This is a genomic window from Mesorhizobium sp. LSHC412B00 (assembly GCF_000503035.1).
Taxonomy (GTDB): domain Bacteria; phylum Pseudomonadota; class Alphaproteobacteria; order Rhizobiales; family Rhizobiaceae; genus Mesorhizobium.
The window spans coordinates 22,263-46,414 of sequence record NZ_AYWB01000008.1; the positions used below are offsets into that span (position 1 = coordinate 22,263).

At 61.7% G+C, this 24,152-nt stretch carries 20 protein-coding genes and 1 pseudogene; 7 read left to right on the forward strand and 14 right to left on the reverse strand.

Translation table 11 applies throughout. The features are described 5' to 3' along the window. Positions 1-50: 50 nt before the first annotated feature. The 7 genes from X757_RS148680 to X757_RS148650 form a co-directional block, all read right to left on the reverse strand. A complete protein-coding gene (locus X757_RS148680) occupies positions 51-971 on the reverse strand; it encodes an ABC transporter permease (protein ID WP_023682526.1) in 921 nt (306 codons plus the stop codon). Then, complete coding sequence (locus tag X757_RS148675; protein WP_031251352.1) at positions 971-2,095, reverse strand: ABC transporter permease; 1,125 nt, start codon at positions 2,093-2,095, stop codon at positions 971-973. The genes X757_RS148680 and X757_RS148675 overlap by 1 nt, the downstream gene beginning before the upstream one ends. Next, positions 2,092-3,669 (reverse strand): ABC transporter ATP-binding protein, encoded by a 1,578-nt coding sequence (locus X757_RS148670; RefSeq protein WP_023726570.1) that lies wholly within the window; start codon positions 3,667-3,669, stop codon positions 2,092-2,094. Before X757_RS148670 ends, X757_RS148675 begins: the two co-directional genes overlap by 4 nt. 210 nt (positions 3,670-3,879) lie before the next feature. Then, positions 3,880-4,857, reverse strand: a complete 978-nt coding sequence (locus tag X757_RS148665) for a quinone oxidoreductase (protein ID WP_023726571.1) — start codon at positions 4,855-4,857, stop codon at positions 3,880-3,882. A gap of 17 nt (positions 4,858-4,874) precedes the next feature. Further along, positions 4,875-5,705, reverse strand: coding sequence for a phosphatidylcholine synthase (gene pcsA, locus X757_RS148660; protein WP_023688483.1), 831 nt, complete (start codon positions 5,703-5,705; stop codon positions 4,875-4,877). After that, entirely contained in the window at positions 5,702-6,316 is a 615-nt protein-coding gene (locus tag X757_RS148655; protein ID WP_023688484.1) for a DUF1326 domain-containing protein, read from the reverse strand. Before X757_RS148655 ends, pcsA begins: the two co-directional genes overlap by 4 nt. Before the next feature lie 14 nt (positions 6,317-6,330). Continuing rightward, entirely contained in the window at positions 6,331-7,218 is an 888-nt protein-coding gene (locus X757_RS148650) for a DUF2182 domain-containing protein (protein ID WP_023726572.1), read from the reverse strand. 95 nt (positions 7,219-7,313) lie between these two features. On the opposite strand from X757_RS148650, the gene X757_RS148645 reads away from it, so the two are divergent. Beyond that, positions 7,314-8,525, forward strand: a complete 1,212-nt coding sequence (locus X757_RS148645; protein WP_023726573.1) for a UbiH/UbiF family hydroxylase — start codon at positions 7,314-7,316, stop codon at positions 8,523-8,525. On the opposite strand, the gene X757_RS148640 is transcribed toward X757_RS148645, so the two are convergent. Beyond that, on the reverse strand, positions 8,502-9,464 hold the full coding sequence (locus X757_RS148640; protein WP_023726574.1) for an AEC family transporter: 963 nt from the start codon (positions 9,462-9,464) through the stop codon (positions 8,502-8,504). The two genes, X757_RS148645 and X757_RS148640, sit on opposite strands and share 24 nt — an antisense overlap. Before the next feature lie 224 nt (positions 9,465-9,688). On the opposite strand from X757_RS148640, the gene hspQ reads away from it, so the two are divergent. Continuing rightward, positions 9,689-10,012 carry a heat shock protein HspQ gene (hspQ, locus tag X757_RS148635; protein ID WP_023668971.1) on the forward strand — a complete coding sequence of 108 codons (324 nt, stop codon included), beginning with the start codon at positions 9,689-9,691 and terminating at the stop codon, positions 10,010-10,012. A gap of 126 nt (positions 10,013-10,138) precedes the next feature. Here the strand turns inward: hspQ and X757_RS148630 are convergent, their stop codons facing one another. Next, positions 10,139-11,125, reverse strand: a complete 987-nt coding sequence (locus X757_RS148630) for a glycosyltransferase family 2 protein (RefSeq protein WP_023702253.1) — start codon at positions 11,123-11,125, stop codon at positions 10,139-10,141. 207 nt (positions 11,126-11,332) lie between these two features. On the opposite strand from X757_RS148630, the gene X757_RS1000000165760 reads away from it, so the two are divergent. Continuing rightward, a complete protein-coding gene (locus tag X757_RS1000000165760; protein ID WP_023702254.1) occupies positions 11,333-12,829 on the forward strand; it encodes a glycosyltransferase in 1,497 nt (498 codons plus the stop codon). 217 nt (positions 12,830-13,046) lie between these two features. Here X757_RS1000000165760 and X757_RS148625 read toward each other — a convergent pair whose 3' ends face one another. Then, a complete protein-coding gene (locus X757_RS148625; protein WP_023668972.1) occupies positions 13,047-13,670 on the reverse strand; it encodes an invasion associated locus B family protein in 624 nt (207 codons plus the stop codon). A 260-nt stretch (positions 13,671-13,930) separates the two neighbouring features. Here X757_RS148625 and X757_RS148620 point away from each other — a divergent pair, with 260 nt between their 5' ends. Beyond that, positions 13,931-15,751 carry an extracellular solute-binding protein gene (locus X757_RS148620; RefSeq protein WP_023726575.1) on the forward strand — a complete coding sequence of 607 codons (1,821 nt, stop codon included), beginning with the start codon at positions 13,931-13,933 and terminating at the stop codon, positions 15,749-15,751. 49 nt (positions 15,752-15,800) lie between these two features. Then, positions 15,801-16,481 (forward strand): DsbA family oxidoreductase, encoded by a 681-nt coding sequence (locus tag X757_RS148615; RefSeq protein ID WP_023726576.1) that lies wholly within the window; start codon positions 15,801-15,803, stop codon positions 16,479-16,481. Between the two features lie 101 nt (positions 16,482-16,582). Here the strand turns inward: X757_RS148615 and X757_RS148610 are convergent, their stop codons facing one another. After that, positions 16,583-16,990: a hypothetical protein gene (locus tag X757_RS148610; protein WP_196813629.1), complete on the reverse strand. Its 408-nt coding sequence runs from the start codon at positions 16,988-16,990 to the stop codon at positions 16,583-16,585. 632 nt (positions 16,991-17,622) lie between these two features. On the opposite strand from X757_RS148610, the gene X757_RS148605 reads away from it, so the two are divergent. Continuing rightward, the gene (locus tag X757_RS148605; protein WP_023726577.1) at positions 17,623-19,509 is read left to right on the forward strand and encodes an ABC transporter ATP-binding protein/permease; all 1,887 of its coding nucleotides are present in this window, start codon (positions 17,623-17,625) and stop codon (positions 19,507-19,509) included. Positions 19,510-19,798: 289 nt separating this feature from the next. Next, on the forward strand, positions 19,799-21,142 hold the full coding sequence (gene mgtE / locus X757_RS148600; RefSeq protein ID WP_023726578.1) for a magnesium transporter: 1,344 nt from the start codon (positions 19,799-19,801) through the stop codon (positions 21,140-21,142). Positions 21,143-21,216: 74 nt separating this feature from the next. Here the strand turns inward: mgtE and gor are convergent. The 3 genes and pseudogenes from gor to rpiA form a co-directional block, all read right to left on the reverse strand. After that, a pseudogene (gene gor, locus X757_RS01000000164900) lies at positions 21,217-22,547 on the reverse strand (glutathione-disulfide reductase). A 124-nt stretch (positions 22,548-22,671) separates the two neighbouring features. Next, positions 22,672-23,289, reverse strand: a complete 618-nt coding sequence (locus X757_RS148595) for a DUF2059 domain-containing protein (protein ID WP_023668979.1) — start codon at positions 23,287-23,289, stop codon at positions 22,672-22,674. Beyond that, positions 23,276-24,007: a ribose-5-phosphate isomerase RpiA gene (gene rpiA / locus X757_RS148590; protein ID WP_023726579.1), complete on the reverse strand. Its 732-nt coding sequence runs from the start codon at positions 24,005-24,007 to the stop codon at positions 23,276-23,278. The genes X757_RS148595 and rpiA overlap by 14 nt, the downstream gene beginning before the upstream one ends. Between the last annotated feature and the right edge of the window lie 145 nt (positions 24,008-24,152).

The following is a 24,152-nucleotide window of genomic DNA, read 5'->3' on the forward strand; positions in this document are numbered from 1 at the left end:
TGTGTTACCTCTCTGAGTTTAGCCTTGGAGCTTCCCGTTTGTTTTTGTTGTCAACGATCCGGAACGAATGGCTGCCCCAAGGAAGCCGGCGTGTTCATCATCGTCAGACGCTTGTTGCGCGAGATTAGAACGAGAACCACGACGGTTGCCAGATAGGGCAGAGAAGAAAGCAGCTGCGAAGGCACCGGAATGCCAAATGCCTGTGCATGAAGCTGGCCGATCCACACCGCGCCGAAGATGTAGGCGCCGGCGAGCACGCGCCACGGCCGCCAGGAGGCGAAGACGACCAGCGCCAGCGCGATCCAGCCGCGGCCCGCGCTCATGTTCTCCACCCATTGCGGCGTGTAGACCAGCGACAGATGGCCGCCGGCAAGGCCGGCGCAGGCGCCGCCGAAGATGACCGCGAGATAGCGGTAGCGGATGACCTTGATGCCGAGCGCATGCGCCGATGTGTGGCTGTCGCCGATCGAGCGCAGAGTGAGGCCGGTGCGGGTCTTGAACAGGAACCACATGACGGCCGCCGTCAGCGCGATCGAGATGTAGAAGATCGGGTCCTGGCCGAACAACAGCCTGCCGACCACGGGAATGTCGGTGAGCACCGGAACGTAGAGGTTTGGCAGCCGCTCGCCGGGCTGGCCGACGAAGCTGGTCCCCATCATGCCGGAAAGGCCGAGGCCGAGCAGCGTCAACGACAGGCCGGTCGCCACCTGATTGGTGGCGAGCGACAGCGTCATCACCGCAAACAGCAGCGAGAACACCGCGCCCATGGCAATTGCCGCCAACAGGCCCATCCAGGGCGATCCCGTGAGATAGCCGGCTCCGAAGCCGCCGACGGCGCCCATGATCATCATGCCTTCGACGCCGAGGTTGAGCACGCCGGAGCGCTCGACCACCAGTTCGCCGATGGCCGCTATTAAAAGCGGCGTCGCCGCCGTGGCGATGGTCAAAAGGATGTTGACGGCGATGTCCATCAGCGGGCTTCCTTCAACTTCGGCGCGGCTTCAAGCTTCGCCGCGCTTTTCGTCAGCGCCATGCCGACCAGACGGATGCGATAGTGGATGAGCGTGTCGCAGCCGAGCACGAAGAACAAAAGCATGCCCTGGAACACGCGTGCCACTTTGTCGGAAATGCCGAGCGCGCTCTGCACCGCCTCGCCGCCGAGATAGGTCAACGCCAGCACCAGGCCGGCGGCGACAATGCCGAGCGGATTGAGCCGGCCGAGGAACGCGACAATAATGGCGGTGAAGCCGTAGCCGGGCGAGATCACCGGCTGGAGCTGGCCGATGGCGCCGGAGACTTCCGAAATGCCGGCAAGCCCAGCCAGCGCGCCTGACAGCAGGAAGGCGAAGAACACCATGCGGTTGAGGCCGAAACCGGCGAAGCGCCCTGCCCTCGGGCTGGAGCCGAGCACGCGGACCTCAAAACCCTTGAGCAGGCGGCTCATCAGCACCCAGATCAGCACGGCTGCAACAAGCGCGAAGACAAAACCCCAATTGGCGCGGCCGGCATCCGGCATCAGTTCGGGCAGGACCGCCGAGTCATTGAACTGGATCGTCTGCGGGAAACCGTGGCCCTGTGGATCGCGCCAGGGGCCGCGCACCAGCCAGTCGAGGAAAAGCTGGGCGACATAGACCAGCATCAGGCTGGTCAGGATTTCGTTGGTGCCGAAGCGCGTCTTCAAGAGAGCCGGGATTGCTGCATAGGCGGCACCGCCGACCATGCCGAACAACAGCATCAGCGGCAGCACCAGCGGGCCTTCGAACCCGGGAAACAGCACCGGAACGGCCGAGCCGAAAATGCCGCCGAGGATGAACTGTCCCTCAGCGCCGATGTTCCAGATGTTGGCCTTGTAACAGACCGACAGGCCGACCGCGATCAGGATCAACGGCGCGGCCTTGATCGCCAGCTCATGCAGCTGCCAGACCTGGCTGATCGGCTCGATGAAATAGATCTCAAATGCGCTCAGCGGGTTGACGCCGAGCAGCGCGAACAGAACCGCGCCGGCGATGATCGTTAGGGCGAAGGCGATGAAGGGCGACAGCGCCGAAAAGAGCATAGAGCGCTGCGGGCGTTTGACGAGTTCGAGGCGCATCATGCCGTCTCCAGACCATGTTCGGCGTGGCCAGGCTCGGCGCCGCCCATCAACAGACCGACCTTTTCGAAAGTTGCCTCGGCGATCGGCAGCGGTTTGGACAATTCGCCATTGTGCATGACCGCGATCGCGTCCGAAATCTCGAACAGCTCATCGAGGTCCTGGCTGATGACCAGAACTGCCGAGCCGCTGCGCGCCAGTTCGATCAGCGCCTGGCGGATGTGGGCGGCGGCACCGGCGTCGACGCCCCAGGTCGGCTGGTTGACGACCATGACGGCAGGGCTGCGGTCGAGTTCGCGACCGACGATGAATTTCTGCAAATTGCCGCCCGAAAGGGCCGCGGCTTCCGGATCGGGCGCGCTCTTGCGCACATCCATGGCCACGATGATGCGCTGGGCGGCGGCATAGACCGCACCGCTTTTGACCGCGCCGCCGGCGCCGACAAAAACCTTGCCGTCGGTGGCGTGCCGCGACAGAAGCAGATTTTCCGAAAGCTTCATGCGTGGCGCGGCGCCATGGCCGAGGCGTTCTTCCGGCACGAAGGCAGCGCCCATCAGCCGCCGGCCTGTGATCGTGAGCGAGCCGGCATCCTTGCCGCGGATGCGCACGGATGCGGCGTCCTGCTGCAGCACCTCGCCGGAGACGGATTCGAAGAACTCGCCCTGGCCGTTGCCGGCGACACCGGCAATGCCGATCACCTCGCCGGCGCGCACAGTGAGGTTGATATTCTTCAGCGGAATCGAAAACGGCGTTGCCGGCTTGCGGCTGAGGGCGCGGATTTCGAGCAGCGGCTGCGCGGTCTCGATGCCTTCGGCCGGCGCACGCACCACGGCCTTCACCTCGTTGCCGACCATCATGCGAGCCAGCGACGAAGCCGTTTCCTCGCGCGGATTGCAATGGCCGACGACCTTGCCGTGACGCAGCACGGTGGCGCGGTCGCAGATGCGTTTGACCTCTTCCAGCCGGTGCGAAATGTAGAGGATGGATTTGCCCTCCGAGCGCAGGCGCTCAAGCGTTTCGAACAGCTTGTCGGCTTCCTGCGGCGTCAGCACCGAGGTCGGCTCGTCGAGGATGATGAGCTGCGGCGTCTGCAACAGGCAGCGGATGATCTCGATGCGCTGGCGTTCGCCGACCGAGAGATCGCCGACCAGCGAGTCCGGATCGAGCGGCAGGCCATAGCTGAAGGAAAGCGCCCTCGCCTTGGCCGCGATCGAGCTGATCGGTGAGCCGTCATCCAGAGACAGAGCGATATTCTCGGCCGCGGTCAGCGCCTCGAACAGCGAAAAGTGCTGAAACACCATGCCGATGCCGAGCTTCTTCGCCATGCCCGGACTGGTGATCCGCACCGCTTCGCCGTTCCAGAATATCTCGCCGGAATTGGGCTCCAGCGAACCGAACAGCATCTTGACCAGCGTCGACTTGCCGGCGCCGTTTTCGCCAAGCAGCGCGTGGATCTCGCCCTTGGCGATGTTGAGGTCGATATGATCGCACGCCGTCAACGTGCCGAATATCTTGGTCAGGCCACGAACCTCAAGCAGGTTCGCTCCATCATGATCTGCACTCACAGTGCCTCCCATCCGGTTCCCGGACATGTTCTGTGTTCCCGCCAGCATGGTATGCGCTGGCCGCTCTCGTGCGAAAGCAGCACCCACCTTGAAAGAGCTTCAAGAATTTCAGCGGAAACTCAAGGGGTAAAGATTGACCTGCTTCGCACAACAAACCGATCGTCCGGTTTTTCGGGTAAACAGTGCCTGGCGTCGCGGCAAAACGCTGAAAAGCAAGGCAGATCAGGGGATCAGTATGGTCGTGCCAGTGGTCTTGCGCCCTTCGAGATCGGCTTGCGCCTTGCCCGCGTCCTTCAGCGCATAACGCTGGTTGATCTTGATCTCGACCGCACCGCTCAACACCACGTCGAACAATGCCGCGGAGGAGACTTCGAGGTCTTCACGCTTGGCGTTGTAGACGAACAAAGTCGGCCTGGTAGCGAACAGCGAGCCCTTCTGCGCCAGCAGCGACATCGAAAATGGCGGGATCGGTCCAGAGGACTGACCGAAAGAGACGAACATGCCGAGCGGCTTCAGACAGTCGAGCGAGGCCGGGAATGTGTCGTTGCCGACCGAATCGTAGACGACGTCACATTTCTTGCCGCCGGTGATGGCGGCGACCCCGGCGACGAAATCCTGCTCCTTGTAGTTGATGACATGGCCGAAGCCATGCGCCTTGGCGAGCTCGATCTTGTCGGTTGAGCTTGCCGTGCCGATCACGGTGGCGCCGAGATGTTTTGCCCATTGTCCCAGGATCAGCCCGACGCCGCCGGCGGCGGCATGGAACAGGATGGTGTCGCCTGCCTTCACCTTGAAGGTCCGGCGCAACAGATACTCCGCCGTCATGCCTTTAAGCATCATGCCGGCGGCCTGTTCGTCGCTGATGCGGTCCGGCACCTTGACGACGCGGTCGGCGGCGACGACGCGCTGTTCGGCATAGGCGCCGACGTTGACGGCATAGGCGATGCGGTCGCCCGGCTTCAGCCAGTCGATGCCTGCGCCGACCTCGAGAACCACACCTGCCGCCTCGCCGCCGGGGATCAGCGGGAAGCCGCCGGGCGGCGGATAGAGGCCGATGCGGTGATAGACATCGATGAAATTGAGGCCGATCGCGGCGTGCCTGACCAGGATCTGCCCGGCGCTGGGTTGTCCCGGATCGGCGTCTTCATAGGTCAGGACTTCCGGACCGCCATGGGCGTGGATACGGACTGCTTTGGACATTGTGGGCTTTCCTGCGGTCAGGCTTTCTTAGGGTCCGGCTTGGCGCCGAGTTTGGGGAAGAACTGCATGATACCGCCGATGCAGGCGAGGTAAAGTCCGGTGATGGTGATGCCGACCTTGGTAAAGACGCTGACCTGTTCGCCCAAAACGCCGATCTGGTCGTAGAAGGCGGCAAGGGCCGCCTGCGCCAGCGCCAGCGCACCGAAAGCGCACCAGAGCAGCGTCATGCCAAGATTGATTGGCCGCAGCCGCACCACCCGCACGGGGTGAATGAAGTTGATCGGCACGAAGGTCAGGATGCCGGCCGCCACGACGACGCCGAAGGACACCCACTGTCCGGGCTCGATGACGAACAGCGTGAACACGACCATGTTCCAGACCACCGGAAAGCCTTTGAAGAAGTTCTCCTTCGTCTTCATTCCGGTGTCGGCATAATAGATGGCGCTGGACACCACGATGATGGCCGCCGACAGGAACGACAGCCCTTCGCCCATGAAGCCGCGCTGGTAGAGTGCGAAGGCCGGGATCAGCACGTAGGTGACATAGTCGATGATGTTGTCGAGGAGTTCGCCCGACCAGGTCGGCAAAATCTCCTTGACCTCGAGCTTGCGCGCGATCGGCCCGTCTATGCCGTCGACGAACAGCGCCAGACCCAGCCACCAGAACATCGCCGTCCAGCGTTGCTCGCTTGCCGCCACCAGAGACAGGAAGGCCAGGAACGAGCCAGACGCGGTCAACAGATGCACCGAGAATGCCCGCGCCTGCGGCCAGGTGACCTTCTTCTTCGGCCTCGGAATCCGGTCGGTGATCTTTTTGGCGGCGTTTCTGGCAGTTGTGTTCTTGCTCACGGGCCCCGCCAATCCAGTTTGCAGATTTCGGCCGAGCGGCCGGCAAAGTTCCAGTTGCGGCCGAAAGCCCGCATCTTGCTCTTGTCGGACCTGGCCACGATGATCTCCGGCGCGATCCAGTATTCCGAGTTGCCGATCACGGTATCCTTCTCGCGATCCTTGCCGGGAATCGGTGTGACCGCCCCGTCGATGATCTTCGGTATCTGGAAAATACGGGTCTTGTCACGCGTCTCGTAGGTGATCGGCACCTGCTCGACGCCGAGGAACTTGCCGACAAGGATCGACAACAGCGCGGTGGTTCCGCCGGCCTTCCCGGTGAAGATCCTGGTCAGCGCTTTCACCGCATAGACGGAGGCTCGCTTGTCGATGAACAGGCCTGCGGTCCAGTTGCCGCGGCTCATATAGCCGGGGATTTCCATGACCAGACCGAGATTGAGGCCGGACAGGTCGACCTCGCCGAAATGGCCTGCGTCGATGCGGAAGCCCGCCCAGGTCTGACAATAACCCTCCGTCGGCGGATGGCTGCCAAGCGACAGCACGCAAGGACAAAAAACCGTGCAATTGCAGGAGAGCACGAGCTCTCCTTTCATTGCCCAGCCTTGCTCTGCCATGGAATTATCCCCCGTCATGCCGAGACTACTAGCAGGGCGATTGCCCAGACAAGCAGTATCGCACCGGCCACTCGGGTTGGAAGGCTGCCGGTGGTCTGTTTTTCGATCAAGGTGAACAGGCCGATCAGCGCCATCCAGAACACGTTCATCGCGCCGACGGCAAACATCACCAGCATCAGCGCCCAGCAGCAGCCGAGGCACCACAGGCCCTGCTTCAGCCCTAGCCGGAAGATGCCACCCGGCTCCGCGCTCCAGTTGGAAAACAGTGTCGAGAACGGGTTCCGGCATTTTGTCAGGCAGGCCTGCTTGAGGCTGCTGAACTGGTAGAGGCCGGCAACCAGCAGCGCGGCCGCCGCGGCAAGGCCGCTCACCGGATCGAGCAATCGAGCGGAGGACGCAAATGCGTGGACGAGCAACGTCAGCACCGCGAAGCCGATAGAGGCGACAAGCCATGTCGAGAGGTAGCCGGCAACCAGGACCAGCGGATGGGCCACCGGCTCGCCCTTGATGCGGGCGGTGTCGGCGATTTCACAATAGGTACGGATCATCGGCGCCGCCGACGGCAGCATCGTCGCCACGGCCATCAAAAACCACATCACGATCAGCGCCAGAACCGGTGCGCCGCCGGCATCAAGTGGTGCGGGCGTCAGGCACATGCCGAAGAAGCGGTCGAGGACATCCGGCAGCGGCAGTTGCGGCAGATATCGCAGGACCACATCGCCTGGTACGCCGGGGAGCCGGGCTTCGGCGCCGCGGATCGCCATGGCGCCGAGAATGAACCAGGCGAGCAGAATGCCGCCGGCGATGGCGATGTTGACCGTCAGGCGGGGGCTGCGGGCCAGGCTTGCCGTGGCGCGGCCGGCGCGGTCGAGATGGCTGAAATCGTCCTGCTGGCCGGTCATGACAACCGAATGAGCCTAATCGCCGCGTTGATCAAGCCGCATGGTCTGACCTATATCCATGGGTAGACACCTGCATCGCAAACTGGAAGTCCAATTTGGATCATCGCGAGACAGCACGGATACTGGTAGCCGGCAGCGGCCCTGCCGGACTGATCGCGGCGCTCGGTTTCGCCGAGGCGGGCTTTCCGGTAACCCTGGTCGGACCCGAAGCAGGCGGGCCCGATGGCCGGACCACGGCGCTGATGAACCCTGCTCTCAAGGTTCTCGATCGGCTGGGCGTGCTGGCCGAACTTGCGCCGAAGGCCGCGCCGCTGAAGGTCATGCGCATCGTTGATGCGACCAGCCGGCTGATCCGCAGCCCGGTGGTGACTTTTCGCGCCATGGAGATCGGCGAGGAGCAGTTCGGGCTCAACCTGCCCAACAGTGCGCTGAACCCGACGCTGGCCAAGTCCGTCGCGGCCCATCCCGGCATCGAATGGCTGACGTCGATGGTCGAGAGTTGGCGTCTGGACGCCGATCAGGCGCATGCCGTCTTGACTGATGGTCGCGAAGTCTCGGCCGCGCTTGCGGTCGCTGCCGATGGGCGCCTGTCGCCGGCGCGCGAGGCGGCAGGCATAGTGGCCTCGGTGCGATCCTACCGCCAAGCGGCGCTGGTGCTGAATTTTGGCCATCGCAGCGAACACGGCTTCACCTCGACCGAGTTCCACACAGAGACCGGGCCGTTCACCCAGGTGCCGCTGCCCGGCAACCGCTCCAGCCTCGTCTGGGTGGTGAAACCGGAGGCGGCGAAGGACCTCGCCGCACTCGATGACGCGACGCTTTCCGAGCGTGTCGAGCAGCAGATGCAGTCGATGCTGGGCCGGGTGTCGGTCGAGCCCGGCCGACAAATTTACCCGCTTTCAGCGGCATCACCGGGGCGCTTCGCGCAAAACCGTGTGGCGCTGGTCGGCGAGGCTGCACATGTGTTCCCGCCGATCGGGGCCCAAGGTCTAAACCTCGGCATCAGGGACGTCGAGGATCTGATTGGAATCGCACGCGAAAATCGCGGCGACCCTGGCGCCGCAAGGGCTTTGGCCGCCTATGATTCCAGGCGCCGTCCCGACATTCAGGCGCGTTCGGGCGCGGTCAACCTGCTTAACATGTCGTTGCTGTCGGACATGTTGCCGGCGCAGATGGCACGCAGCGCCGGCCTCAATGTGCTCGGCAGTTTCGCGCCGCTGCGCGCCTTTTTCATGCGCGAAGGCTTGAGGCCGGGCAGCGGCTTTGCGGCGCTTACCGGCGGTTCAGGGAAACAGGTCCGGCGGTAAGATGCCGTGGCGGATCATGTAGAGCAGCCCGGTCACCGTCAGCACCGAGAGGCAGGTGGTGATCAGCACGCTGGCCGACGCGCGTTGCACCCAGACGCCATATTGCTGGGCGATGACGAAGACGTTGGTTGCGGTCGGTAATGCCGCCAAAAGCACGGCTGAAAAAACCCAGATTTCGGAAAAGTTCCCGATCCAGCTCAGCACGACGTAGCAGAGCGATGGATGCAGGATCAGCTTCAGCGCCGCGATCGACGCCAACTCATGCGGCACGCGGTTGAGGGGCCGGAGCGCAAGCGTCACGCCCATGGCAAACAGGGCGCAAGGGGCGGCCGCCCGAGACAGATATTCGAGCAGGCGATCGACCGGCTGCGGTGGGTGAAAGCCGAGATAGGCGGCGCCGACGCCAAGCGCGGTCGCGATGATGAACGGGTGCAGGACGATTTTCCTGACTACGCCGAGGATGAGGCGCCACGGCGATGTCTTGTCGTCGCCCGACAGCGCCATCATCATCGGCGCGATGGCGAAATGCATGATATTTTCGAAGCAGAAGATCAGCGCAACGGGCACCGCCGCCTGTTCGCCGAAGGCGAGCAGCGCCAGTCCCGGCCCCATATAGCCGATATTGCCGTAGGCGGCGGCCAACGCCTTGATCGTCGACTGGGCGATCTCGCCGCGCGACGCCGTCACCGACCATACGAACATGATCGAGAAGATCGTGTAGGTGGAAAACACCGAGCCGAAGATGAAGCGCCATTCGGTCAACTGTTCGAACGGCGTCCGCGCAAGCAGTTGGAAGAATAGGGCCGGAAGCGCGACATAGATGATGAAAGTGTTCATCCAGCCAAGCGCCTCCAGCGGCTGCCTGGTGATGCGTGCGACCAGAAAGCCGATGAAAATCAGCCCGAAGAACGGAAGAACAAGACCGACAATGTCAGACATTTTTGCCCTGGCCCGAAACCCCTGGACCGGGCTAGCCCGTAGCTTCAACGGGCGTCAAGCGCTTCGGCATTGAACTGACACGCCATCTGCGCCAAATAAAGCCTGATCCCAGACCTAAGTCGGGCTCGATTTTTGGCCACGGTGTGTGTAAATTCAAAGTCTTAGAGCGCTCTTCGCACATTCGACGGGACGCCGGGCGCTCTAGAGGCTTAGTGGTGAGTATGATGAAAACGGCCAAATTTTCGATCGGACAGGTGGTTCGTCATCGGCTGTTTCCGTTCCGCGGCATCATTTTCGATGTCGATCCGCAATTCGCCAACACCGACGAATGGTACGAGGCGATCCCGGCGGACGTGCGGCCGCGCAAGGACCAGCCGTTCTACCATCTGCTCGCTGAAAACTCGGAAACCGAATACATTGCCTATGTCTCCGAGCAGAACCTGCTCGAGGACCAGTCAGGTGAGCCGGTCCGTCATCCGCAGATCGGCGAGATGTTCGACAAGCGGCCGGACGGACGCTATGAGCCGAAACGCCAGTCGAGACACTGAGACGCCCCGATTAGCCGCCACATCATGGCGCGCGTCGCATTGATTTGAGAGCACGGTCCAATCCATCGTGGCAGTCTTAATTGCAGAAAGCTTGCAAGAGATCCGACAGAGCAGCCACTTATCGACCTAAATTCGCATGACGCCCAATTTGTAGAGGCGATGATAGAGAACCTGCTTCTTCATATAGCCGGCTATCGCTGCATTGATTTCCGCCCATTGGGACACGGAGCCGTGACTGCGTAGGCGAAGGCGGTCCTGCTCTTCTTGCCCAACGTCGTGCATGGCGAACGTCTTTTGACTGGGATAAACGCGAAAGCAGCCGAGGAAGCGTGGAAGCCGTTTGAAACGGAAACCTGCCGCCTGCGCCCGCAGGATGAAGTCCCAATCCATCGCAAACTGAAAATTTGTGTCGAATGAACCGAGCTTTTCCCAAACGCTGCGGCGCCAGAACATCGTCTCCTGGGGGATGTAGTCGGCCCATTTGATGACCTCGCTGTCATGCGGCGGCAGGACCACGCGAGCGGTCTCCCTACCCGCTTCGTCGATCACGATTCGATTGCCATAGACAAAATCGGCCTCGGGATACTTCTCGAAGGCGCGTGCAACATAATGCAGCGTTCCGGGCAACAGGACATCGTCGCTGTTGAGATAGGCCATGATGTCGCCGGAGACGATCGCAAAGCCTTTGTTGATGGCGTCTGTCTGCCCGCCATCCGCGGCGCTGTTCCAGGCAATCCGTTGTCCGTAGGACTCCAGTATCTCGCGTGTCCCGTCTTGCGAGCCGCCATCCTGAACGATGTATTCGAGATTGGGGTAGTTCTGAGACAGAACGCTGTCGATCGTAGCTGGCAGAAAATGCGCATGCCGATAGGACGGCGTGACAATGGCAATCCGAAGCGCGCCGGTGTTGGGTGTTGGAACGCTGTAGTTGAGTGGGGTATCCAATTTCCGCGGCTGGTATTGATGAAAATCGAAGACCTTCGGCTGGAATTTATATCGCCAGCTTTTGCGCCGCCGCAGGTAATAGTCACCCTCCAGCATCTGGATTCGCTGCGTCAGCGACGAAATCTCTTTCACCAGATTGGCGATTGTGACTTCCGGCTCGCCGTCCATCAGGTGTCCTCAACAATTGCGCTGCCACACGTCACACAACACGTAGTCCATTTCAATAGTGCCCAGTGCTGCATCTGCTACAAGTTTTCTGCTACGGACGACGGCTATGTTGCAAACTTGGGATTTGGCCGTGAAGGTGCGGAGACCCCAACGCGTCCAGAATGCGGCCCTTGAATGCGTAGACCCTCCAGAAAACGAAGGCATCTCATGCGCCGCTCTTTGTTACCGAAAAGTTCGCAACAGAATCCGTCCGATTCGAATGTGCTGATTTCCGTTCTGATGCCGCTTGAGTTCCATCGCGACCAGGCGACCATCGCGATCCGTAAATGGCGGCAGGACCAGACCCTGCAGGGCTCAGCGTTCGAACTCATACTGGTTGCCTCCCACGATGCCGATGCTGCGGATATGGATGAGATTCGCCAGTTGCTTGCGCCGCAGGACCGCCTCGTCCAGACGTCTGCCAAACATGACATCGCACAAGTTGCGGAAGCTGCGCGGCATGCCCGGGGGGATCTCCTGTTCTTCACCGAAAGTCATGTCTGGCCGACGCCAACCGTCCTCGAACAATGCCTCGACGTCTTCGCAAAGCGCCCCGAATGGGCGGGGTTCTCATGTCGAACCCATGCCAGCGCACCCAACAAACTGGCGCGTTCGGAAGCACGGATGTACGAGGCCGATATCCAGCATGGCATGACGGAGAGCTCGTGGCGCAAGATCCTCGATCAGTGCTTTGCAACGCGCCGCAAGGCCTACGGAGAAGCCGGGGGGTTTGAGTTTGACTTCGGGCATTTTTCGGAATGGCTGTTGGCTGCCCGCTACCACAAATTGGGGCTGGCCATCGGCTACGCGCCAGAAATCGAACTTGTGCATCACTACATTGGGCAATGGCCGGAACTGCGTGGCTTTACGGAGGATTTCGTCGCCGGCGAGGCACTCTGGCTTGCGCGCGGCGGACCGCGGCAGGAGCGGATAATCGAAATTCCATTCGAATGGAGCAGTCGAGGCGAACGCCGGAAAGATCTGGCGCGGCATATTCTGCAAATCGCGTGGCATCAGAGGAGACGGAAATTGCGTCCGCGGCTGCGCGATCGAGGCATGCTGCAGGTGCTCCGGCGTCATTGGGTCGCGGCCTTGCTGGGCGACCGTCTGGACACCAGCCGCGCGCGCGCAACGCTGCTCTGGCGTCACGTCGCGCTGATGCTGGCGCGGGCATTCGGTTCGGACGCGCAACTCGACAGAGTGTTTCGGCAAACGATCGCCGCACTGGTGCACGAGCGACGGCTGCGTACCTCGCTTGAAGTGCAAAAAGTCGCTGGCGAGGGTTCGCTGTGGACGCCAGATGAATTACATGCCGGGCGCGCTGCCGGGATCCATGCGGCGGAAGTCTATGACGGCGTGCCCTTTCGATGGTCGAGCGATGTCGCGTCGGCCGAACTGCAATTGCCCGCGGGGGAACATCTGGTGCAGGTCCAGACGCTGGCGCACATATTGATGAAGTCCGTCAAGCCGCTTTTTTATCTGAACGGGCAAATGCTGCCCATTGAAGCCGCCAATGTCGCCGACGGAACTTTCGTTCTGAAGGTGGCGCGCGACGGCGACAATCCCACGATCCTCGGGTGGGTTAGCGAACCTCAGCAAGCGCCGAACGATAGCCGCATACTGGGGCTGCCGATTACACGGATTTCCAGGCTAGAGCATTTCTAGGAAAGTATACGCGGTTCTCCTGGGAAAGCGCACAGCGCTTTCTGAAACCAGAGAGATAGAGCATGATGTCGTCCGAAAACCGCTTCACACTTTTCGGCATCATGCTCTAGGGAATTGCGTAAAAACAAAGAAATAGAGCGGTTCGCCGTTTTTTTGAAACGGTGAGCCGCTCTAGGGAGAAACGATAGCCGAAAGGGCCGGACAGCGCAGATCTATTTCAGTTGGCGGCTTTGGCCTTGGCCTGCTCGTCCTTGAGCTTCTTGGCGAAGTCCTGGTTGTTCTTGACGACGAAATCCTGAAGTTTTTTCTGCCGGTCCTCGATGTCCGACTGCTGCAGCGGCGCGCCGTCAAAGGCGCCGCTGAAGCCGGTCAAGGCAACCTTGATTGGATTTGGCTGACTCTGGAAGTTGATCGAGGTCAGCGTGATCGCCTGTCCCTTCTTGAAGGAAGCGACGAGCGCGTCGGTCAGCGGCACTTCGGCAACGCAACGGTCGGCGAAGCAAATGACATAATCCAGCTTCGTCGCCTTGCCGGCGTCTATTTGCAGGGCGATGCCGGGGGGCACCAGGCGACCTGGGGGAACCGTGACCTGGAAGACCTTGCGGTTTACCTTGCCCTTCAACTCGATCAGGCTGACGCCGGTGACGAACTGGCCGTTGCCGGCAGTGATGATGTTCTGGACATTGCAGATGTCGACATCTTCCTGCTTGGTGCAGGCCTTGAACCAACCCTGCGGAATCTGTTGCTGTGCCGAAGCGGTGGGAAGTCCGGCGCCCAGAAAGCCGACCACGCCCGCGGCCAGGACCGAAAGGCGGTATGCGTTGCTGTTCAGGCTCGTCATGTCGTGCATTTCCTCTCAAATGATCCCGGGACCGGCTTCTTCGCGCCGTGTGGTCCTGCTACCTGTTGCCGAATTGAGGCAACAGAATGACTTCGGAGCGCGTGTTACACTGCATGAGCAGCCGAATCCAGCCCGCCGCCTGCAATTCTTGGCCTCGCAATTTGGATCGTGCGATTTGGATTGATGTATCTGGCCGGAGCGCCGCGGCGCCATGTTAGGGTGCACTCCGAATCATCAAGCCGCCCAGTAAGGAGACGGTCATGGGCCGCATTCTTGTTTGGCTGATCGCCGCAATCTCGTTCTTCGCCTTTGCACCCGGCGTGGCGATGTCGGAACCGAAACATGCCATCGCCATGCAGGGCGAGCCGGCGCTGCCAGCCGACTACCAGCATTTCGACTACGTCAATCCCGATGCGCCCAAGGGCGGCAACATCACTTACTGCGTCGTCGGCAGCTTCGACAATCTGAACCCGTTCATCCTGAAGAGCCTGCGCACCACGGCGCGCGGCATGCAGGACCTCATTTTCGGCAATCTCGTCTTCGAGCCGTTGATGATGCGCAACTACGACGAGGCCTTCACCCTCTATGGCCTGCTCGCAGACAGCGCCGATATGGACCTGGAGCGCAAATCGATCGAATTCCACCTTAATCCAAATGCGAAGTGGTCGGACGGTGAGCCGGTGACGCCGGATGACGTGCTGTTCACCTACGATGTCTTCACCGACAAGGGCCGCCCGCCCTACAGGGATCGCATGAGCCTGATCGCCAAGCTCGAAAAGACCGGCGATCACAGCGTGCGCTTCACCTTCAACGACAAGGCCAATCGCGAGACCCCCTTGATCATCGCGCTGACGCCGATCATCCCAAAGCACGCCTTCAACAAGGATACCTTCGACAAGACGACGCTGAAGCCGGTGATCGGCAGCGGTCCCTACACCATCGACAAGGTGCAGCCGGGACAGCGCATCGTCTTCAAGCGCAATCCGAATTACTGGGGCAAGGACATCCCTTCCAAGCGCGGCTTCGACAATTACGACCAGATCACCATCGAGTACTTCCTCAACGCCAATGCCAAGACGGAAGCGTTCAAGAAAGGCATCTGCGCCATTTACGATGAGGGCGATCCGGTCAAGCGCGAGCGCGATATCGATTTTCCCGCCTTTCATCGCGGCGAGGTGATCGCCGAGACCTTCGACACCGGCATACCGCCCGTGGTGACCGGGTTCCTGTTCAACACGCGGCTGGAGAAGTTTTCCAATCCGGAGGTGCGACGCGCGCTCGGCATGCTCTACGACTTCGAATGGGCCAACAAGAACCTGTTCGGCGGTAAGTACACGCGCACGATGAGCTACTGGCAGAATTCCGAACTTTCCGCGCTCGGCCATCCCGCCAGCGACAGGGAAAAGGCGCTGCTGGCGCCCTACCCCGGCCGCGTGCCGGCCGATGTCATGGACGGCAGCTGGCGCCCGCCGGTGAATGACGGCACCGGCCAGGACCGTAAGGTGCTGAAGGTGGCGTTCGACCTGCTGAAGAGCCAGGGCTACACCGTCAAGGACGGGGTCCTGCTGGACCCAAAGGGAAACCCGTTCGGTTTCGAGATCCTGACGGCCTCGCAGGACGAGGAACGCTTTGCCGCCATCTATCAGCGCTCGCTGGAAAAGATCGGCATCGCGGTGACCATCCGCAGCCTCGAGGCCGACCAGATCCAGTCGCGCAAGCAGCGTTTCGACTTTGAGGTTCTTGTCGGGTCGAGCGGGTTCAGCAACTCGCTGTCTCCCGGTATGGAGCAGAACCTTCGCTGGGGTTCTTCAGAGGCCAAAAGAGAAGGTTCATTCAATCTGGCCGGCGTCGCCGATCCGGCGGTCGACGCGGCGATCGACGCGATGCTGAGAGCACGGACCAAGGAAGACTATGTCGCCGCCGTGCGCGTGCTCGACCGATTGCTGATCTCCGGCAATTACATGGTGCCGATGCAGTACAACGCGCAGCAATGGCTCGCTTACTGGAATTACCTGGACCATCCCAAAAAGACGCCCATATTCGGTTATCAATGGCCGACCTGGTGGCGCAAGCCGAACTGAGCGTGGCCGAGATCGGTCTCGCTGAAACGTTCGGCTGCAGGAGATCAAGATGAGCGATGACAATTCCATTACCGTCGACGTGGTTTCCGACGTCGTCTGCCCCTGGTGCTTCGTCGGCCAGAAGCGGCTGGATAAAGCGATTGCCGCTGCCGGCGACGTTGAGGTTCATGTGCGCTGGCGGCCGTTCCAGCTCGACCCGACCATCCCGCCCGAGGGCAAGGACCGGCGCGAATACATGCTGGCCAAATTCGGCAGCGACGAGCGCATCCGTCAGATGCATGCCCGCGTAGAGCCGCTCGGCGAAGCCGAAGGCATCAATTTCGCTTTCGACGCCATCAAGGTCGCCGCCAACACGCTGGACGCGCATCGTGTCATCCGCTGGGCCGGTGCCGCCGGTGAAGCCGTGCAGAACCGGCTCGTGCGCCGGCTGTTCCAACTGTATTTCGAGAAAGGCGGCAATATTGGCGACCACGCCGTGCTGATCGATGCCGCCCGCGAGGCCGGCATGGACGCTGCCGTGGTCGAAACGCTCCTGCCGACCGATGCCGACGTCGAGGAGGTGCGCACAGAAATCGCCACGGCATCGCGGATGGGGATCACCGGCGTGCCGTGCTTCCTGCTCGAAGGCAAATACGCCGTCATGGGCGCGCAGGACGCCGACACGCTGACTGATGCCATCCGCCAGGTCGCGGCCGCAAAGGCCAAGGGCGAACTGGAAAAGGCCGGCTAGAGCCTGTTCCATCCCGATGGAAATCGGGATGGGCTCTATCTCCTCATTTGAGCATGATCTGATCCGAAAACCGGCAACCACTTTTCGGGATCATGCTCGGGTTATTTCACCGTCACCTTGGCTTTGCTGAGGAAGAAGCCATGCCCGTTGCTGCCCGTGCAGGTCAGTCCCTTGGTTGACGACTGGCAGGTAAACGGCCCTTTGCTCCAGCTGTTGCCATAGGCCAGCTTCGCGACATCGCTGCAGCAGCCCTGCTCTCCCGGATTCTTGATCAATGTCGCCGGGCCGTTCGGCCCAAGGATCACGGTGACGTAGCTGGGCTCGACGCGCGAACAGCTCAGTTCCGGACCGCCATCCTGTGGTTCGTAGGTGCTGGTGCCGCCCTTCGGCGTGTAGATGCAGCCGATGTTGCCGGACGGAGCATTGAACTCGATTTGCCCTTCGGCGCTTGCCGGAATGGTCTGGCTGACGGCATGCGCAAGAGGCAGCCAGGCAAAGAGCGTCACCATTGCGGGAACGGCTGCGCGTGCAAGCATTGGGGAGCTTCCTTGTTGGGGACCGGACATGCATCGGTGCCGACAGTGCCCGGCAAGGTTCATTCCAGTGCGCTTGATTGTCAAACGGTGTTGAGCTGCAGCTAAAAAGCGTGGGCCAACTCATGAGCAGTCGCCGTGCAGGAGCGACGATCTTGCGTGCCCAACCATGATGGCCGGTGAAATGATTCGGGCGGCCTGGGGCGATCACGGACGGCAATTTTTCGGGCGATCCGGTTAGCGCGCGGTGGGAAAACCGGCCGACGGGCAGGCCTTTTGGTCACAAAGCCGTGTATGAGCCTTCCCTCAGGGAATATATTCGCACATCTGAGCGTTCTCGCAACACATTGAAACAAAGGACAAATTTGACCCAGAGACGGCGATCTCGCAGCACCAACTGTTGCCTCATGGCAACGGCGGGTGGGCTGCTTCACATTCGCCGGCATAAAATTCATAGAAAATGATCAATTGGTGTTACTATCCGTAACAAAACTAAAAAAGGTTTGGGCGGGATTGTGATTCGGGTCGACGGACCGCGACGTTCAATATCGGCACTTTGGAACCGCGACGCCCCCGCCGGGCCGTCGCCCCTGACGCCAGTATCGTCGATGCGGACCTTCTGGGGACTGATGCGGGCCTACTGGTTCTCGGACCGGTGGAGAGAGGCCTGGGCTCTCACCGTCGTCCTCGCACTCATCATAGCCCTGTCGAGCAAGGCCGACGTCTCGTTTACCGTGTTGGCGGGCGAACTGGCAGCCTCAATCGCTTTTTTTCACGACGCCGCGAATACCACGCCCCTTGAATCGGTGCTTACCAATGCCGGCCTGCTTGTGCTGCTGGTCGTGTTCAAGGACATGGGAATCATAGGCGCCTGCAAATTTGTATCGGCGACATTGCATCGCAAATGGCGCGCCTGGTTGAACGCGCGTTTCAATGCGGCGCTGCTCGATACCAACCATACGCACTACCACGCTCAGAATGGCTCGCCAGATGCGCCAGCGCCCGACAACATCGATCAGCGCTTGCAGGAATCGATCAAAGACATGGCGGGCGGCGCCATCGGGCTTGCCCAAGGTGTCTTCGGCGTCTTCACCTCACTTTATTTTGTCGGCGGCGCTTTGCTGGCGAATTCCGTGGAGGTAAAAGGCCTGGATGCCCTCGGCAGCTATGGCAGCGCCGTCCTCGCTCTGCTGGCGGTTGCCATCTATGTGCCCGTCAATACCTGGATCGCGATCAAACTCGGCGGAATGCTGGAGTGGCTCAATGTCAGGATGCAGAAGGCCGAAGGCACCTATCGCAGCGAGCTGATCACCTTGTTGCGCCGCAGTTTCCATGTGTCGGCGTCGCAAGGCGAAGACGTGCAAAAGACGATACATGGACGGCTCTATCTGGATATCGATACCACCTGGTCGAAGCTCAACATCGTCAACACCCTCTATGCGGGATTCGAATCGGTCTATAATTTCGTCGGGGCCAAAGTTGTCGCCTACGGACCTGGTCTGGTGCCGTTCATCCACAACGGCGTCGACCTCAAGGGCTACATAACCGGTTCCGAGCAGGTCAACGCGCTGATCAGCAAATGTTCCTGGTTCATCCATGTCATGCCGAGTCTCGCCACCTTGCGGGCCAACAGCCAGCGCGTCATTGAATTGGCGCACGCCATTGAAAACGTCCAACAGCCGCAGGAATTCTACAGCCAGACCGGCCGTTCCGATTTCCACTATGCCAGCCAGAACCCGGTCTTCGGCCTGACCATCCAGAAGCTTGAACTGGCGCATCAGGGTGAAGACGCCACGCCGTTCCTGAGCGCAGCCAATCTGCGCTTTCGGCGCGGCGAGTGGGCATTCCTCAAGGGCGAATCCGGCTGCGGCAAGACTTCGCTGATCAAGGCGATCAACGGCTTGTGGCCTTATGGCCGCGGCACCATCGTCTTCCCTGACGGTGTGAGGAGCTTCTATGCCGCCCAGGAGGTCAAGCTGCAGCTGGTGTCGCTGAAGCAGCTGGTGTGCCTGCCCGGCTCCGAGGACGACTATGGCGATGCGCAGGTCGCGGCAGCCCTGCACAAGGCCGGCCTTGGCGATTTCATCGAACACATGGCCGATGAAAGCCGCGAGGGAAAGATCTGGGACCAGCTGCTGTCCGGCGGCCAGAAGCAGAAGCTGGTTGTGGCCCGCATCGTGCTGCAGCAACCGGGACTGCTGTTCCTCGACGAAGCGACCGGCGCGCTCGATCCCGATGGCAAGATTGCCTTCCATCAGGCGATCAAGGACAATTGCCCCGATGTCACGGTGATCAGCATCATGCACGAGGCGGTGGCGCCACGCTCGGCCTCGGGCGAGGAATTCTACCATAGCGTGGTCGCGATCGCCGACGGCGTCGCCACCAAGAGGCCGCTTGTTCCGAACCTTCCGCGCGAGCTCACCACCATCCTTACGCAGCCGCGGCCGGTCGAGGACAAATGGATGCGTTTTTCACGCCGGCTGAAGCAGAAATAGCAGCCACGCCGAAGCGCGTTCCGCCACTGGCGGCGGGGCACTCGCTCCCTCCCCTTCAATAATCATCACAGTCTCGCGATTGGGCCGGCTCCCGGCTGTTTTCCGCCACCCCCGCGATTGACTCGCCAAGATGCGCTCCTATGTTGCGCCCGCTCGCTGAATTCCAACTCGAACCCGCGAGCAGAAAGGTCACCGCGCCATGCCTGGCGACAGTAGTCGAACGCAACCGCCGTCCGCCTCGATGTGACCTCTAACGGCTCACGTCCCGCCGGACGGCAAGGAGTGAGCCATGAACGAATTTACCCCCGTCGTAGCGGGCGACGATGCCGTCGCTATCGCGCGTATCCTTGCCAATGATCACGTCGCCGATGTCGTCGAGGCCCTGAACCGGGAAGCTCGCGATACCGCGATAGAACTGCTTTGCGAAATGCCGTTCGAGCGGCTGGTCGAGATCTTCGACCAGCCTGAACTCGACGGCGCCTCCGATCTGGCCGAGGCGCTGCCGCGCGCCAAGGCGTGCAAACTCCTGACCGCCATGTCGGTCGACCGCGCCGCCGATATCCTGCGCGAACTGGACGAACCGGCGCGCTCCGAGCTGCTCGGCGGGTTGGTCCCGCCGCTGCGGGCAACGCTGCTTTCCATTCTCGGCTATCCCGAAGGCAGCGCCGCCTCGATCATGACGACCGAATTCGTCAGCGTGCCGTCGGACTGGTCCGTCGGGCGCACGCTCGACTACATCCGCAAGGTGGAGCGGACGCGGGAGACCGTCTACGCCATCTACATCGTCGATCCAGACACGCATGTGCTGGTGCGCTCGACCGGCCTGCGCCGGCTGATCACCGGCGAGCCGGACGATCCGATCCTGTCTGTGGCGCCGGATCGCGCCCCGGTGACGGTGACGCCGCTGACCGATCGCGAGACACTGGCGCAGACGATCTCCAAATACGACCTGCTCGCGGTTCCCGTCGTCGACCACGGCAAGATCCTCGGCATCGTCACCATCGACGACATCATAGACACCATGATCGAGGAGACGACCGAGGACGCGCATCGTTTCGGCGGCATGGAGGCGCTCGACGAGCCCTACATGAAGATGAGCTTTCTCGCGATGATCAAGAAGCGCGGCGGCTGGCTGTGCGCGCTGTTCATCTCGGAGATGCTGACCGCCAACAGATCGGAAGAGCACACGTNCACTCTGTTCATTCCGCTGATCATGAGCTCGGGCGGCAATTCCGGTTCGCAGGCGACCTCGCTCGTCATTCGCGCGCTGGCGCTGCGCGAGATCGGCCTTCGTGACTGGTGGCGGGTGGCGTTGCGCGAATTGCCAACCGGCCTGGTACTCGGCGCCATGCTTGGCGTGGTCGGCATCTGCCGCATCGCGCTCTGGCAGTATATGGGCTTCTACGATTATGGGCCGCATTGGCCGCTGATCGCGGCGACCGTGGGGGCAGCCCTTGTCGGCATCGTCACCTTCGGCTCGCTGTCGGGGTCGATGCTGCCGTTCGCGCTGAAACGGATCGGCTTCGATCCGGCGAGCGCCTCGGCGCCGTTCGTCGCCACGCTGGTCGATGTCACCGGCCTGGTGATCTATTTCTCGGTGGCGCTGGTCATCCTGCGCGGCACTTTGTTGTAATAAGCTTCAGGCCTCCCATCTCGGTGGCAACAGCGGCTGCCATGGGGGGTTCTTCAAGATCGAGCGCGCGGGCGTCAATCGACCCGCACGCCGTTCTTCACGCGGTAGGTAGGCTTGTACATGGTGACCAGTTCCTCCGCTGCCGTCGGGTGGACGGCCATGGTGCGGTCGAAATCATCCTTGGTGACGCCGGCCTTCAGCGGAATGCCGAGCAACTGCGCCATCTCGCCGGCGTCCGGTCCGAGAATATGCGCGCCGAGCACTTTTCGCGTAGCGCCGTCCACCACCAGCTTCGTCAGCATCCTCTCGTCGCGACCGGACAGCGTGTGCCGCATCGGCCGGAAGGTGGCGCGGTAGATTTCGATATCGGAGTAGCGCTTGACGGCATCGTCCTCGGACAGCCCGACGGTGCCGATCTCCGGCTGTGAGAAGACGGCGGTCGGAATGGTGTCGTGGTCGGGCGCGGTCGGATTGCCCTTGAATGCGGTCTCGATGAAGCACATGGCCTCGTGGATCGCCACAGGCGTCAACTGCACGCGGTTGGTGACGTCGCCGATCGCCCAGATGTTGTCGATGTTGGTGCGGGAATACTGGTCGACAACGATGGCGCCGGTTATGCCGAGCTCGATACCGACGCCTTCCAGNCCTTGCCGCCGGTGACCAACGCATCCAGCCTGCCGTCCGGCCGTTTGCGGACCCATTCCGACACGGCGTGGCAGAGGATCTTGATCCCCTTCTTTTCCATGGTTTCGTGCAGCATGTGCCGCAGGTCCATGTCGAAGCGCGACAGTATCTCCTTGCCGCGATAGACCAGCGTGGTGTCGACGCCCAAGCCATGGAAGATATTGGCGAATTCGACGGCGATGTAGCCTCCGCCCTCGATCATGATCGCCTTCGGCAGTTGCTTGAGGTCGAAAACCTCATTGGAAAAGATGCAATGCTCGTGACCGGGCAGCGCCGGGTGCGGCGCCGGCCGGCCGCCGGTGGCGATCAGGATCTGATCGGCGGTGACGGTGCGGTCATCGCCCAGGAGATGCACGACATGCGGGTCGACCAGCATGGCGCGCGAGTGGAACGTCTCGCCGCCGGCGCCTTTCACGTTCTTTTCGTAGATCGCTTCCAGACGGGCAATCTCGCGGTCCTTGTTGGCGACCAGCGTCGGCCAGTCGAAGCTCGCCTCCGGCACCGTCCAGCCATAGCCGGCGGCGTCGGCAAAATGCTCGGGAAATTGCGAGGCATAGACATAGAGTTTTTTCGGCACGCAGCCACGGATGACGCAGGTGCCGCCATAGCGGTATTCCTCCGCGATGCCGACACGTTTGCCGAGCGCTGCCGCTACGCGCGCCGCCCGAACCCCGCCGGAGCCGCCGCCGATGACGAAGAGATCGTAGTCGTAGCCGGCCATGCTGCTGTTCCTTGCCCCAAGAAATGTTTGAGACAGGTAGGCTGCATGAAGCCAAAAGAAAAGCCCGGTTTCCACCGGGGTTTCTGGTCCAGCGGCAAGGGTGCCGGTGGCGAAATCAGATGTCTTAGTTCTTGGGCGCTTCCGGCTGGTCACCGTCTGCGGGCGCATCGCCGTCGGCAGGTGCAGCGCCATCGGCCGGGGCAGTTGCGTTATCCGGTGCAGGCGCGGCCGGAGCAGCGGCCTTCGCGGCTGCTGCCAGCGTTTCGCCGACCTGCTGGGCGAGATCGCGCGCCAAGCCGTTCTGCCAGATGTCGGCGGCCTTGACCAGTTCGCGCGTCACGTTGGGGCCGTTGTCGAGCAGCTTCTTGCCGGCATCGGAATTGTAGAAGGCGGCGATGTCGGTGAGATCCTTCTCGGAGAACACCTTGGCATAGGCGAGCGCTGCTTCCTTCTCCAGATCGGCACGGCGCGAGGCCAGCGCCAGTGCCTTCTCGCTGACGGTCTTGCCGATCAGCTCCTGCATATCAGGGTTCTTCTGGATGAGCTGCTGCTCGAGCGAGGCCGCCGCTTGCGGCAGGATGTTGTCGAACGAGTCGGTCGCGTGGATTGCCGTGACCGCCGCCCGTGCCGCCTTCAGATGCGATTCCGTGATCTCCTGCGAGAACGCCGGGGAAGAGAAGGCGAAAACGGCCGAAGCCGCCAGAACGGCGCAAAGATTGCGAACCCGGTTATGCAACATCATGATCGGTAGAACTCCCTGGTTTTCGGGCGGCATGGACGGTTTGGATGCCGTCGCCGCCGGCGATGATGGCCGCTGACGCCAGCCCGATGAAAAGACCATGCTCGACCACACCAGGAATGGCATGGAGAGCATTCGAAAGCGCTCTTGTATCCGGAATGCGGCCAAAAGATGCATCGAGGATAAAATGGCCGCCGTCTGTAACAAAAGGCTGGCCCCCCGTCATCCTCAATGTAACCGGGCCGGAAAGGCCGAGACTTTTGGCCGCTGCCGCGACCGCGATTTCGGTCGCGCGCAGGCCGAACCGGTTGACTTCGATCGGCAAGGGAAACCGGCCAAGGGTGTCGACCATCTTCGAGCGATCGGCAATGACGATCATGCGCTGAGATGCCGCCGCGACGATCTTCTCGCGCAGCAGCGCGCCGCCGCCACCCTTGATCAGCGTCAGCGCCGCGTCGATCTCGTCGGCGCCGTCGACGGTGAGGTCGAGCTCGGGCGTTTCCTCAAGCGTCGACAGCGGCACGCCGAGTTCGCGGCAAAGGGCTGCAGTGCGCTCCGACGTCGGCACGCCGATGACGGTCAAGCCCGCGGCGATCTTTTCGGCCAGCAGCCGCACGAATTCGTCGGCCGTCGTCCCGGTGCCGATGCCGATGCGCATGCCGTCGCTGACATGGGCAAGGGCAGCCCGCGCGGCCTCGACCTTCAACTGCCTCGCATCCATGCTCGCCCCAGGGGTTTGGCTTGGTTCTGATTTTTCTGGATGCGCGCTCCTAGCACTTTTGCCCGCAGGGTCAAAGACTTTGGCTCGCACCGGCTTGCCTGAAAGAAGCGCAGCCGCTATCGCCTGCCTGCAATGCATCAGCCAC

What these genes read in the sequence shown, in the direction of transcription:
- X757_RS148680 (WP_023682526.1), bottom strand. Translation starts at nt 971, where the DNA reads ATGGACATCGCCGTCAACATCCTTTTGACCATCGCCACGGCGGCGACG.
- X757_RS148675 (WP_031251352.1), bottom strand. Translation starts at nt 2,095, where the DNA reads ATGATGCGCCTCGAACTCGTCAAACGCCCGCAGCGCTCTATGCTCTTT.
- X757_RS148670 (WP_023726570.1), bottom strand. Translation starts at nt 3,669, where the DNA reads ATGGGAGGCACTGTGAGTGCAGATCATGATGGAGCGAACCTGCTTGAG.
- X757_RS148665 (WP_023726571.1), bottom strand. Translation starts at nt 4,857, where the DNA reads ATGTCCAAAGCAGTCCGTATCCACGCCCATGGCGGTCCGGAAGTCCTG.
- X757_RS148655 (WP_023688484.1), bottom strand. Translation starts at nt 6,316, where the DNA reads ATGGCAGAGCAAGGCTGGGCAATGAAAGGAGAGCTCGTGCTCTCCTGC.
- X757_RS148650 (WP_023726572.1), bottom strand. Translation starts at nt 7,218, where the DNA reads ATGACCGGCCAGCAGGACGATTTCAGCCATCTCGACCGCGCCGGCCGC.
- X757_RS148640 (WP_023726574.1), bottom strand. Translation starts at nt 9,464, where the DNA reads ATGTCTGACATTGTCGGTCTTGTTCTTCCGTTCTTCGGGCTGATTTTC.
- hspQ (WP_023668971.1), top strand. Translation starts at nt 9,689, where the DNA reads ATGAAAACGGCCAAATTTTCGATCGGACAGGTGGTTCGTCATCGGCTG.
- X757_RS148630 (WP_023702253.1), bottom strand. Translation starts at nt 11,125, where the DNA reads ATGGACGGCGAGCCGGAAGTCACAATCGCCAATCTGGTGAAAGAGATT.
- X757_RS1000000165760 (WP_023702254.1), top strand. Translation starts at nt 11,333, where the DNA reads ATGCGCCGCTCTTTGTTACCGAAAAGTTCGCAACAGAATCCGTCCGAT.
- X757_RS148625 (WP_023668972.1), bottom strand. Translation starts at nt 13,670, where the DNA reads ATGACGAGCCTGAACAGCAACGCATACCGCCTTTCGGTCCTGGCCGCG.
- X757_RS148620 (WP_023726575.1), top strand. Translation starts at nt 13,931, where the DNA reads ATGGGCCGCATTCTTGTTTGGCTGATCGCCGCAATCTCGTTCTTCGCC.
- X757_RS148615 (WP_023726576.1), top strand. Translation starts at nt 15,801, where the DNA reads ATGAGCGATGACAATTCCATTACCGTCGACGTGGTTTCCGACGTCGTC.
- X757_RS148610 (WP_196813629.1), bottom strand. Translation starts at nt 16,990, where the DNA reads ATGGTGACGCTCTTTGCCTGGCTGCCTCTTGCGCATGCCGTCAGCCAG.
- X757_RS148605 (WP_023726577.1), top strand. Translation starts at nt 17,623, where the DNA reads ATGCGGACCTTCTGGGGACTGATGCGGGCCTACTGGTTCTCGGACCGG.
- X757_RS148595 (WP_023668979.1), bottom strand. Translation starts at nt 23,289, where the DNA reads ATGATGTTGCATAACCGGGTTCGCAATCTTTGCGCCGTTCTGGCGGCT.
- rpiA (WP_023726579.1), bottom strand. Translation starts at nt 24,007, where the DNA reads ATGGATGCGAGGCAGTTGAAGGTCGAGGCCGCGCGGGCTGCCCTTGCC.